Genomic DNA, 11,912 nt, shown 5'->3' on the forward strand with positions numbered 1-11,912 from the left:
CCATGTCCACTATCGGCACGGGAGACCGGATACCGCATTGCCCGGTGTCGGAAACCATCACGACGAACACAGCCGAGGGCGAGCAAATGACTTCGCCGACCGGAGGATTCGAATTCGATCACCTGAGTCCGGGTTGGAATGACACGACCCTCTGGGACGCGTACGAGCGCTTGTTATCCGCCGGCGCTGCGACCTACTCGCCTCTCCACGGCGGATACTGGATCATCAGTCGCTATTCGGAGGTCAAGAAGGCGCTTCGTGACCACGAGACCTTCTCCTCTGCCTCTGGTCACCGGATCCCGATGGTGGACGGCATGTCGTCGATACCGATCGACTACGACCCCCCGGTGCACACCCACTATCGGTCGTTGCTGACGCGTGCGTTGACTCCCGACTCGATACGTGATTTGCAGCCGTGGCTCACCTCGATGATCTCCGAGGTCGTCGCCGCGTTCTACCAGTCAGGTGGAGGCGACGCCGTAGCTGAGGTCGCACTGTCGATTCCGCTGCGCGTGCTCACCAAGATTGTCGGTTTCTCCCCGGCAACCGTGGCGCGCTTTCGCGAACTGACCGAGGACATTTGGAAGGACGGGACGGCCGAGTCTCAGCTTCGAGGCCGCGCGGCGCTGGTCGATGCCCTCGACCGCGACATCGACGAGCACCGCGCCCGTCGGCCCGACGACTACCTGACCTGGCTCCTCGATGCTGAAGTCGACGGACGCCCGATCGACATCGGAGAAATACACTCGGTGCTTCTGACGCTGGCTGTCGCCGGCCACGAGACAACCTTGAATTCGGTGAGCACCCTGCTGTATCTGCTGGCATCGGATTTGCCCTTGCAGGAGCGGCTTCGCGCCGACCCCAGTGTCGCACCACGGTACGTCGAGGAGATGCTGCGGCTCCGTACACCTGCACAGATGTTCGCCCGCCGCACCACTCGCGCAGTCGATGTCGGCGATACCACCATCCCGGCAGGCTCGTGGGTACTGCTTCTCAATGCCGCAGCCAACCGCGACCCCCACCAGTTCGAGCACCCCACGGCGTTCGACATCGACCGTTCCGCACGAGGCCACTTGGCATTCGGGTGGGGCATTCATCAATGTGTCGGATCTGCACTTGCCCGATCCGAACTGCGCATCCTTCTCGAAACCCTCTGCCAGTATCCGCCGATCACGCTGGCGGCCGACCCCGCCTTCACGGCCATCGAGGCCGGGACACATTTCGGATTACGAAAACTCCCCCTGGCTTTCATCGACGCTGCACCCAGGAGCTGAAGCACTATGACACCGCACATCCACATCGACACCGCGGCCTGCAATGGCTACGGAAACTGCCTGGTCGCCGCGCCCGACGTCTTCGACCTCGACCCCGACACCAACATCGCCTTCACCCAGCCCGGCCACCCCACGGAGGCAGACCACGACAGCCTTCGTGAAGCCGAAGCCGACTGCCCCGTCCGGGCTATCCGAATCTCCGAGTCCTGACCATGAACGCCGGAGCCACCACCGTCATCGTCGGCGCCTCCGTCGCCGGAATCCGAGCGGCGGCGGCGCTACGACACAACGACCCGCACCGCCGCATCGTCCTCGTCGACGGTGAAGACGAAGATCCGTACGACAAGCCACCACTGTCGAAGGCGGTGCTGTCGAACACCGACCTCCCGTCGCCGACCCTGACCGACCACATCGGACACGGCATCGACTACCTCCGGGGAACACAGGCCGTCGCCGTGGATCCAGCGGCGTCGACACTCACCCTCGGCGACGGGAGCGTCATCGGCTACGACAGCGCCGTCCTCGCCACCGGCTCCGCACCCCGCCGCCTCCCCCAGCTCGCCGGGATACCGGGCGTGCACTATCTCCGAACCCTCGCCGAGGCGACTGCACTGCGCAACGACCTGCGTCGCCGCCCACGCGTCGTCGTCATCGGCGGCGGATTCATCGGTTCCGAAGTCGCCTCCAGTGCGCGCGAACTCGGACTCGACGTCACCATCATCGAGGCCGGACCACGGATCGCGGCCCGGGTGCTGCCGGAACCGGTCTCCCACGCGCTGGCGGCACTACACGCACAACATGGCGTGAGCGTGCGATGCGGAACCGCCGTGCACGGTGCGTCCTATGACGCAGATCGGCGAGCCGTCGAGTTGAACCTCGACGACGGGGACACCATCGTCGGCGACGTAGTGGTGGTGGGGATCGGGACCACGCCCTGCACCGACTGGGCGGCCGACTCCTCGCTCCCCATCCGGGACGGCTTCGTGTGCGGCCCCGACCTGCGGGTGAAGGGCACATCGAACCTCTACGCCATCGGTGACGTCGCCCGCTGGTTCAACCCCCGCTACGGCGAGGAGATGCGAGTGGAGCACTGGACCAACGCCCGCGAGCACGCCGGGATCGCCGCGCACAACATCGGGCATCCGCACTCACCACGCCACGCGGCGACGGTGCCGTTCGTCTGGTCCGATCAGCACGGCACCCGGATCCAGCACGTGGGCGACCCGAACCTGACCGCGGTGGACGTCGACGCAGTGCACCTTTCCCACTCCGCTCGGGTGTTCACCTATTCGCGTGACGGAATCACGGTGGGGGCCACCGCCTTCAATGCCCAAGGCGCCCTAGCGAAGATCCGCAAACAACTGGTCGACCAGCGTGCAGCCGTGATGCACGCCGACCACATCTACCACTGAACGAGGACGTGCCATGACCGCACCGCCCACCGATCGTCCTGACCCGAGCACGAGCACGCCGCTTCCCGGCAGCCCCGCCGAAACGCCCACCAGTGCACTGCGGCAACGGCGCAGCCTGATCGGTGTCACACTCGGCAACGGACTCGAAGTATTCGACTGGACCTGCTACGCCGTATTCGCACCCTTCTTCGCCAAGTCACTGTTCAACCCCCAGAACGCCACCTCCGCACTGCTGTCCACCCTGGTGGTCTTCGGCGTCGGATTCGCGATCCGTCCCTTCGGCGGACTCCTCTTCGGGTGGATGGCCGATCGATTCGGCCGCAAGCACTCACTGCTCGTAGCGATCGGGTGCGCGTCGACCGGGATGCTCCTCATCGGTCTCACACCGACCTACGCCTCCGTCGGTGTTCTCGCCGGCGCAGTCCTTCTCGTCGCATGACTGCTGCAAGGCCTCGCACACACCGGGGAAGTCGCCGCCGCCTACACCTACATCGCCGAAGAAGCACCTCCCGCCCGGCGAGGCCTGTGGTCCTCCTCGATCTATGTATCCGGATTCCTCGCGATCATGGCCGCCACCATCATGGGCGCCCTCCTGACCACCGCTCTCAGCGAGCACCAGATGGCCACCTGGGGTTGGCGCCTGCCATTTCTCCTCGGCGCCGCCCTCGGCCTGGTAACCCTCTACCTACGCCGCGGCATGGACGAAACCCACGCCTTCACATCCGCCACCGCGGCCCCCACCCGGAACGCCAGCCCGAAACGATCTGTCTTTGCGAATCTGTGGACCTACCGCGCCTCCGGGACCCGCGTGTTCCTGCTCATGGCATCGGTCACCGCCATGTTCTACGCCTGGGCAGTGAGCGGACCCACCTGGGCAATCTCCGTCGCCCACCTCGACCCCACGGCAGCGTTGTGGGCCGGCGTGATCGCGCTCGCCGTCAGCGCCTCGGTCCTACCGCTGCTCGGTTCCCTGTCGGACCGTATCGGTCGACGCCGAAGCTTCTACATCTACGGCCTCGGCGTCGCCGTCACCGCCTTCCCCCTCGACCACCTCGCCCGACAAGGCGCATGGCAATTCGGTCTGGCCATGACGATCGCGCTCGTACTGTTCGCCTTCGTCGCCTCGATCCTGCCGGCGGTCCTGTCCGAACTGTTCCCGACCGGCGTACGCGCCTCAGGCATCGCCATGCCCTATGCGCTCTCGGCCGTCGTGTTCGGCGGAACCGCCCCCTACCTGCAGCAGTGGACCGCGCAACACAACGTTTCGTACCTGTTCGTCGGCTACCTGGCATCGGCCGCTCTCCTCGGCGCCCTCGTCATGCGGTTCACCCCCGAGACCGCCGGCATATCCCTCGAACCCACCACACCCGACAGCACCGATCCGATCCAGGAGAAGAAATGAGCCCGCACGCCCACCTGCTCGACAGTCGCCAGGCACCCCCATACCGGCGGGAACAATGGTCCCCGCTGATGATCAGCGCCGCCGAGATCGAAACCGCCTTCACCGCACTCGAAGCCGGCGAACCCGATGACCGGGGCCGCCGCGAGATGCTGATCGTGCATCCGCAAGCGCCGAAAGGGGTCCGCGGCCTCGCCCCCGCCACACAGGTCAGCCTCGGTGTCCTCCTGCCCGGGGAATCCACCGTCCCCGTACGCGCCAACACCACCGGCCTGTCGATGTGTCTGGCCGGCAACGGCACGGTCAGCATCGGGGCCCGCACCATGCGCGTGGTCCAGCAAGACGTGTGGACCAAGCCGTCGATGAACCTCGAGGCGCTGGCCAACAACGGCACCACCGCCTTCAGGTATCTGCGCTACACCAACGCGGCACTGCTGGAAGCCATCTCTGCCTACTACGAAGACTTCGGCAGCACCGTCGAAACCCACGACCACGATGTCGTCTCGGCACCAGGACGCCGCGCGAAAGACCTCGCTCCCGCTATCGCGTTGGGCGATGACGGCAGCCAACTCCTGCCCTACGAACACATCATCGACCCCGACCCGATCACCGACTCCCCCCTCCTCTTCGCCTGGGCGAAGGTCAGCCAACACCTCAGCGGCGTCCTCGGCCTCAAAACCGGATACACGGGTCGGCCACTGCATTGCCTGTACAACCCCTCCACCGGACGCCTCAACGGCACCACACCCTCGTTCTTCGCCACCATCACCGCGATCGGTGGCGACTTCGCCGGCGGAACCCACCGGCACATGAGCTCCGCCATCAACTACCACTTCGCCGGCAACGGATACAGCATCGTCGAAGGCCAGCGCTTCGACTGGTCCGCAGGCGACCTGATGCTGTCCGCACCCGGATGGGCGGCGCACGCACACACCATCAGCGGTGAAGGAGCCCGCATCCTCACCGTTCAAGACCACCCCCTGCACACCTCCACGGGATCGCTCGTCTGGCAAGAAGACATCGACAACGGTGAAGTCTTGGCCCTCGGAACACAAACAGGCTTCGAGACCAACCTCGCCGAGTACGCCACACAGCAATAGACCGCCCACACGACGTGCTTCAGCCGTCAACACATCGGGCGCGCCCCATAGTCTGACGGATGCACCGAACCCGCTCCGTGCGAGCGGGTTCGGTGCCCGCGGAGCATCACCATAGAACACACGGTGTCCAAAACCGTTCCCGGGCAGAACACCGTACGCGTCTGCCCTTCACGGCCGTCAATCCCTAACACGGCTTTCACAGATTGAACATCCGCATGAGCAACGAAACCCCACGTGGTGGCAGCGCCGGTAGAGGTTCGAAAGCTGCCGCCCGCCCTTGCGACGATCAACTAATCCTCGAACTCGCCATCGAATGGCTACCGTTCGACGGACCATCGTCAGAAGACATCTGGGTGCAGTTCGGGATCGACCGAACACAATTCTGGGAGCGCATCTCGTGCCTGCTCGGTTACCGGCGATGGACATGGCTACTGGACGCGCCCACAGTTCGAGCTCTCTCCGAGCAGGCCACAACAATGTTGCGGGCACACCAGCACTCATCAGAAGGAAGGGTCAAGACGATGACCCCCGAGCACCAACTATGGCGGGCTCATCGTCCGTGAAAGGACATCTCGTGAGCGGGCATTGGTCACGGCGAAGCACCGGCCCCGGAACCCCAGATGGGATTCGACACCGACCTCGCCGGATGGCACGGGCACCCGATAAACGTCGACACCGACAATTTCAAACCTATTGCCAGCACGCGATGTCGCCGGCGGTAGACCGAGTTGCGCACGCCTCAGTACAGGAGAAATACCATCCATGATCGACATCCCGACCATCACGGCCAACACCCGATTCACCGGAACCCTCTTCGAGCGCGACGATGAGGGCTACGAGAATGCTCGCGTCGGCCGAGTGTTACACAGTCGATATCCTGACCGCTTTCCCCCGGCCGTCCTGATGGCCGAAATCGAGAACGACATCGTTGAGGGCGTTCGGTTCGCCAGGGAACGCGGCTGGAAGGTCGGCATAAGGTCTGGCGGCCACAGCTTCCCGGTGTGGGGCGTGCGGGACGACGCCCTGCTGATCGACCTCGGCGGCTACAAGGAAATTTCTCTCGACGAGAACACCGGCATCGTCAGCGTGACCCCGTCCGTCCAGGGCGGCAGCGAGCTGGGCGTCTACCTCGAGCAGTTCGGGCGGTTCTTCCCCGGCGGGCCGTGCCCGACGGTCGGTATCGGCGGATTCCTGCTTCAAGGCGGCATGGGGTGGAATCATCGGGGCTGGGGCTGGGCGTCAGAGCAGGTTCTGGCGATCGATGTCGTGACGGCCGACGGCGACCTTGTTCGCGCCGATGCCGAACAAACTCGGACCTCTTCTGGGCGGCCCGCGGAGCGGGGCCCGGGTTCTGCGGGGTCATCACCCGGTTCCACCTCCAGACCCGACTGTTACCCAAGGCTCTTACCGGGACGATGCAGATTTATCCCGTGGAGCGGTATGCCGAGATTCTCGAGTGGCTCTCCGAAGCCCAGAAGGACATCGCGCCCAGCGTCCACCTGGTCGCGGTGTCGATGAATCCACAGTTCGAAATCCCCGGCCACGCGGGAGGCTACGTCTTCGCGGTGTGGGGACTCGCCTTCTGCGACACACGCGAAGAGGCCGAGCAGGCGCTGGCACCCCTGGCGACCGCACCATACTGCGAGCACGCGTTGATCATGAACAATGCTCAACCCACGACGATGAAGTCCGAGTACGAGTTCGTCGACATCACCCATCCCAAGGGCTTCCGCTACCGGGTCGAGTCGGCCTGGGTCGAAGGACCGTACGACGAGATCGCTGCGGCCGCACAGACGCTGGTCATGGACCGGCCCAGCAACGAGCCCGGGCATACCTTCTTCCAGTACACCCTTCCCCACGAAGGACCCGACCAGGCCATGTCGTTGATGACCGAAATGATGGTCGGGGTGTACATCATCTACAGCGACGCAGCGGATGACGAAAAATACCGGCAGTGGTCGCTCGGAGCGATGAAGCACTTGGAGCCCTACACGAAGGGTCAGTACTGGGGCGACTCCGACCAGCAACACCGCAGGGTGAAATGCCTGACCGATGACGCATGGAAGCGGCTGCAGGTGATCCGTGCCGACCGCGATCCGGAGGGCGTCTTCGTCGACTACCTGGCCGGTGCCGGGGGCTACCAGAACATCAACGAATGGGAAACGCCTGAGGGCGTGAATCTCGCCAACACCATGAGCCAATCCGTCTGAAAGGCACGTTGAAATGGATCTTCGCAACAAGACAGCAGTGGTCATCGGAGGCGGAGACGGTATCGGCAGAGCCGGTGTTCTCGCGCTCGCGCGCGCCGGTTGTGATGTCGTCGTCGCCGACATCGACGAGGCCGCAGCCAAGGCGGTTGCGTCCGAGGTCGAGGGTCTCGGGCGGCGCTCCCTCGCGGTCGCCTGCGACACCACCCGAACAGAGGATCTCGCAGACCTGCACCGTCAGATATCCGAGGTGATGGGCCAGACCGACATCGTCTGGAGCCATGCAGGCACCTCGGTAGCCGGCCCGCTGGAGCAGATCCCTCTCGAGCGGTGGGAGCATGTTCTCGATGTCAACGCTGTCGGCGTTGTCCGTGCCTTCCTCGAGTTCGGGCCCGAAATGGTGGCGCGAGGCCATGGCCACCTCATTGTCACCTCATCGAGCCTTGGGCTGTTTCCTGAGCAAGTGCCGTTAGGGGGTGCCTATACGTTGTCGAAGTCCGGTTTGATCGGTCTCGCCCGCACGCTGAACGCCTACCTCTCACCGCAAGGCGTGGGCGTCACCTTGCTCTGCCCGGACATCACCAACACGCGGCACACGCTCGAAGTTCCCCTGGTTGGCATACCGACCGAGATCTTCGAAGCCGGACTCGAGCTGGAGGCCCTTCAGAGCCCCGACGAGGTCGCGGACGCGTTGCTCGCCGGCTTGCGCGATGACACGTTCCTGGTCTCGCTCACCCCGGATGTCCGACAGAGGCTGCACGACGACATCGACCAGATGACGGGGCGCGGGCAGGTGCAAGACGGTGCAGTAATAGTCCAAAGCGGACGCCTCGTGATCGAGGAGGACCTCCATGACCGGGCCAGCGCCGCCATCGGGGAGCTAGTGGCGAAGTCGGTCCACGATGCGGGCAATATCTCGTTTGTTATCAGCGCTGACCTAGTGGCACGGGGGGTCTTCTACGTCTATGAGGAATGGGAGTCGCAGTCAGCGCTCGATCAGCACGCCGATTCGGAACATGGCCGGGCCTTCGTCGGGATGCTCCCCTCTCTAGGAATGCGGGAGTTGTCGCTGCGAGTCCACCGGGTCGAATCGAGCCAGGAAGTCACGATCCCGGTCTGACGCCATACCGCCGACCGGCATGCACACCGCCAGTGCATCTTCGCCTCAAACCGGGGTCGGTCGGCAACCCGGCGACCACACACACGAGTCCACGGGCCAGGATGCAAACACTGATTCCCCTCTCCCGGATCACGCTAGGGGTCCCGTAGTCGCTGCGCACTCCCCTCTCCGCATCTCCGCCGTTTCCTCGGCGTAGGGCCTGAGCCTGGTGGTCAGCTCAAGCGCCTATGTCCGCCCTGGCCGGCCGCGTAATCCGGCGATGTTCGATCCCAACTCACCATTCTCCTGCGGCCGGCGGTATCGAGCACACACTGCCAATCATGCCCGGCTCGCGAAACGACATTGGCTTGCAGTCGAATTCGTCGGCCAGAGCGTGGCATGCTGCTGGCCGCCGACATGTACCCCTGCAAACCTTCATGGCTGCGGACCATGCGTGCAGACACCGTGGCTCTGGCAGTCTGAAGTGGCCCCGGTCGGGCGGCTTGAGTTGGACCCAGTCGACCCTTATCCGGTGAGGGTGTGACGGCTCGAAGTGGCCCCACCGCGACACGCCCGGGGTGGCTGTTTTCGTCGGTGTGAATCCCGGTGACGGGTGTGGGCGCGATGATCGAGACCGACCACACCGCCGGCCGTGAGGGGTTCGGGTTGGAGTCTCGGGTGCAGCTTTTCGAGGACATCCGCCGCGATGCGCGGTGTGAGGGCTTGTCGATCCGCGCGCTGGCGGACCGCCATGGTGTGCATCGTCGGACGGTGCGCGCGGCCTTGGAGTCTCCGATTCCGCCTCCCCGCAAGAGGCCGGTGCGGATCGCGGCGAAGCTCGAACGGTTCAAGACGTTGATCGATGACATGCTGGTCACGGACCTGACCGCGCCGCGGAAGCAGAGGCACACGACCAAACGGATCTGGACAAGGCTGGTCGACGAGCACGGCTGCGAGGCCTCGTACTCGTCGGTGCGGGACTACGTCGCCCGCCGACGCCCGGAGATCGTCGCCGAGTCCGGGAGGGGAACCGAGACGGCCTTCGTGCTGCAAGACCATCTTCCCGGTGCGGAGGCGGAGGTCGATTTCGGAGATGTGTGGATCGATCTGGCCGGGGTGCGGACGAAGTGTTTCCTGTTCACCCTCCGGCTGTCGCACTCGGGCAAGGCGGTGCACCGAGTATTCGCCTCGCAGGGGCAGGAGGCGTTCATCGAGGGCCATGTGATCGCCTTCGCCACGATCGGTGGTGTCCCGACCGGCAAGATCCGGTACGACAATCTGCGATCTGCGGTGCGTCGGGTGTTGTTCGGGCGCAACCGGTCCGAGTCGGATCGGTGGATTCTGTTCCGGTCGCACTACGGCTTCGATTCCTTCTATTGCTTGTCTGGTCTCGAGGGCGCCCACGAGAAGGGCGGTGTGGAGGGTGAGGTGGGGCGCTTCCGCCGTAACCACCTGGTCCCGGTGCCGAAGGTCGACACCCTGGACGAGCTCAACGCGCGCCTCGCGGCGGCGGATCGGGCGGACGACGGCCGGCGGATCGATACCCGGATCCGGACCGTCGGGGAGGACTTCGCCACCGAACGGCCCTTGTTGCGGCCGCTCCCGGCCGAGGAGTTCGAGCCCGGCCTGTGGTTGACGCCGCGGGTGGACCGGTATTCGCGGGTCACGGTGCGCCAGTGCCACTATTCGGTGCCGATCTACCTGATCGGACGGCAGGTGCGGGTCTCGCTGCGGGCCAGTGAGGTGGTGATCTTCGACGGCCGGCGGGAGGTCGCCCGCCATCTCCGCCTCGCCCGCAAGGGCGCGCAGGCCTTGGTGCTCGATCACTACCTCGAGGTCCTCGCCCGCAAACCCGGCGCGCTACCGGGGTCGACCGCGCTGTCCCAGGCGCGGGCGGCGGGGACGTTCACCGCCGACCACGAGGCGTTCTGGGCGCTGGCACGATCGGTGCACGGGGACGCCGACGGCACCCGCGCCCTCGTCGAAGTGCTGCTGCTGCACCGGAACATGGCACACGAGGATGTGACTTCCGGGCTCCGCGCCGCGGTCGCTGTCGGGGCCGCCTGCGCGGACGTGGTGGCCGTCGAGGCCCGCAAGGCCGCCGCCGACCGTCCCGACGACGCGGTCACCCCAGTTGCGGCGGCACCGTCGAAGGTGGTGTCGATGACCGCACGCAGGTTGACCGATCCGGAGGCGGTGATCGCCGGGCTGCCACCGGATTCGCGGCCGCTTCCCACCGTCGCCGCCTACGACGAGTTGCTGCGGCGGCGGCCGCCACCCTCCTCGGACGCCGTCTCTGCACGTGAAGGAGCATCATCATGACCGGGTCGACCCCCACCTCACCGGCCGCCGCACGGCGCCGGCGTGGACTCACCCCCGAAGCCGCCGCCACCGCGATCGAGCAGGCCTGCCGTGATCTGCGGCTGCCGACGGTGCGCACCCGGTTCGAGGACATGCTCACCGTCGCCCACAAGGAGCAACTGACCTACGAGGGCTTCCTCGCCGACCTGCTGCTCGCCGAATGCGACGACCGTGCCCGCCGCCGCAGCGTCCGCCGGGTCAAGGCCGCCGGATTCCCACGCCAGAAATGGTTGGCGGACTTCGACTTCGATGCCAACCCCAACGTCAATCCGGCCACCATCAACAGCCTCGCCAGCTGCGTCTGGGTCCGCAAGGGCGAACCGTTGTGTTTGATCGGCGATTCCGGCACCGGCAAATCGCACCTGCTGATCGGTTTGGGCACCGCCGCCGCCGAGGCCGGCTTCCGGGTCCGCTACACCCTGGCGACGAAACTGGTCAACGAACTCGTCGAGGCCGCCGACGAGAAACTGCTCGCCAAGACCATCGCCCGCTACGGGCGGGTGGATCTGCTCTGCATTGACGAGCTCGGCTACATGGAACTCGACAAACGCGGTGCCGAGTTGTTGTTCCAAGTTTTGACCGAACGCGAGGAGAAGAACTCCGTGGCGATTGCGTCCAACCAGTCATTTTCAGGTTGGACCCGGACGTTCACCGACCCGAGACTCTGCGCGGCCATCGTCGACCGACTCACCTTCGGCGGCGCGATCATCGAAACCGGCACCGACAGCTACCGGCTCGCTCAAACCAGGGCAGCAGCCCAAGCCGCGAGCTAACCGGAGACCACGCCGGCGACGGACAACACCGTCGACGTCGCGGCGTCCAGCCCGGACATTCGACCAACCCAGAACGCCCAGTTCACCGCATCGGGGTGGGGCCACTTCAAGCCGTCACACCCTCACGAGTAAGGGTCGGCTGGGGCCAACTCGAGCCGACAAGGTGGGGCCAGATCGAGTTGACAGAGCCAGACACCGTGTCCTTCTGGCTGAAACCGGTCGGATTCTTCGACCGCAACCCCGCCCTCGACGTCGCCCCCACCCCGGAGGCGTGCGATCACCACCAT

At 65.4% G+C, this 11,912-nt stretch carries 9 protein-coding genes and 1 pseudogene; all 10 read left to right on the forward strand.

All coding sequences use genetic code 11. From position 1 onward, the window contains the following. Window positions 1-86 precede the first annotated feature (86 nt). The 10 genes and pseudogenes from AC1DWT_RS45345 (at window position 87) to istB (ending at window position 11,625) form a co-directional block, all read left to right on the forward strand. Complete coding sequence (locus tag AC1DWT_RS45345) at window positions 87-1,274, forward strand: cytochrome P450 (protein WP_179443368.1); 1,188 nt, start codon at window positions 87-89, stop codon at window positions 1,272-1,274. Between the two features lie 6 nt (window positions 1,275-1,280). Further along, window positions 1,281-1,484, forward strand: a complete 204-nt coding sequence (locus AC1DWT_RS45350) for a ferredoxin (protein ID WP_095869930.1) — start codon at window positions 1,281-1,283, stop codon at window positions 1,482-1,484. Between the two features lie 2 nt (window positions 1,485-1,486). Continuing rightward, complete coding sequence (locus AC1DWT_RS45355) at window positions 1,487-2,686, forward strand: NAD(P)/FAD-dependent oxidoreductase (protein WP_095869929.1); 1,200 nt, start codon at window positions 1,487-1,489, stop codon at window positions 2,684-2,686. Window positions 2,687-2,699: 13 nt separating this feature from the next. Next, a pseudogene (locus AC1DWT_RS45360) lies at window positions 2,700-4,088 on the forward strand (MFS transporter). Continuing rightward, window positions 4,085-5,185, forward strand: a complete 1,101-nt coding sequence (locus AC1DWT_RS45365; protein WP_095869927.1) for a cupin domain-containing protein — start codon at window positions 4,085-4,087, stop codon at window positions 5,183-5,185. Before AC1DWT_RS45360 ends, AC1DWT_RS45365 begins: the two are co-directional and overlap by 4 nt. A 762-nt stretch (window positions 5,186-5,947) precedes the next feature. Continuing rightward, entirely contained in the window at window positions 5,948-6,703 is a 756-nt protein-coding gene (locus AC1DWT_RS45370) for an FAD-binding oxidoreductase (RefSeq protein ID WP_218835164.1), read from the forward strand. Then, entirely contained in the window at window positions 6,601-7,395 is a 795-nt protein-coding gene (locus AC1DWT_RS45375; protein ID WP_477925778.1) for a hypothetical protein, read from the forward strand. The genes AC1DWT_RS45370 and AC1DWT_RS45375 overlap by 103 nt, the downstream gene beginning before the upstream one ends. 13 nt (window positions 7,396-7,408) lie before the next feature. Next, window positions 7,409-8,512 (forward strand): SDR family NAD(P)-dependent oxidoreductase, encoded by a 1,104-nt coding sequence (locus tag AC1DWT_RS45380; RefSeq protein ID WP_095869926.1) that lies wholly within the window; start codon window positions 7,409-7,411, stop codon window positions 8,510-8,512. Between the two features lie 645 nt (window positions 8,513-9,157). Continuing rightward, the gene (gene istA / locus AC1DWT_RS45385) at window positions 9,158-10,813 is read left to right on the forward strand and encodes an IS21 family transposase (protein ID WP_043793220.1); all 1,656 of its coding nucleotides are present in this window, start codon (window positions 9,158-9,160) and stop codon (window positions 10,811-10,813) included. Then, complete coding sequence (gene istB / locus AC1DWT_RS45390; RefSeq protein WP_005572465.1) at window positions 10,810-11,625, forward strand: IS21-like element helper ATPase IstB; 816 nt, start codon at window positions 10,810-10,812, stop codon at window positions 11,623-11,625. Before istA ends, istB begins: the two co-directional genes overlap by 4 nt. Window positions 11,626-11,912: the final 287 nt, after the last annotated feature.

Source organism: Rhodococcus sp. P4_B6 (genome assembly GCF_056402215.1).

What these genes read in the sequence shown, in the direction of transcription:
- AC1DWT_RS45345 (WP_179443368.1), top strand. Translation starts at nt 87, where the DNA reads ATGACTTCGCCGACCGGAGGATTCGAATTCGATCACCTGAGTCCGGGT.
- AC1DWT_RS45350 (WP_095869930.1), top strand. Translation starts at nt 1,281, where the DNA reads ATGACACCGCACATCCACATCGACACCGCGGCCTGCAATGGCTACGGA.
- AC1DWT_RS45355 (WP_095869929.1), top strand. Translation starts at nt 1,487, where the DNA reads ATGAACGCCGGAGCCACCACCGTCATCGTCGGCGCCTCCGTCGCCGGA.
- AC1DWT_RS45365 (WP_095869927.1), top strand. Translation starts at nt 4,085, where the DNA reads ATGAGCCCGCACGCCCACCTGCTCGACAGTCGCCAGGCACCCCCATAC.
- AC1DWT_RS45370 (WP_218835164.1), top strand. Translation starts at nt 5,948, where the DNA reads ATGATCGACATCCCGACCATCACGGCCAACACCCGATTCACCGGAACC.
- AC1DWT_RS45375 (WP_477925778.1), top strand. Translation starts at nt 6,601, where the DNA reads ATGCAGATTTATCCCGTGGAGCGGTATGCCGAGATTCTCGAGTGGCTC.
- AC1DWT_RS45380 (WP_095869926.1), top strand. Translation starts at nt 7,409, where the DNA reads ATGGATCTTCGCAACAAGACAGCAGTGGTCATCGGAGGCGGAGACGGT.
- istB (WP_005572465.1), top strand. Translation starts at nt 10,810, where the DNA reads ATGACCGGGTCGACCCCCACCTCACCGGCCGCCGCACGGCGCCGGCGT.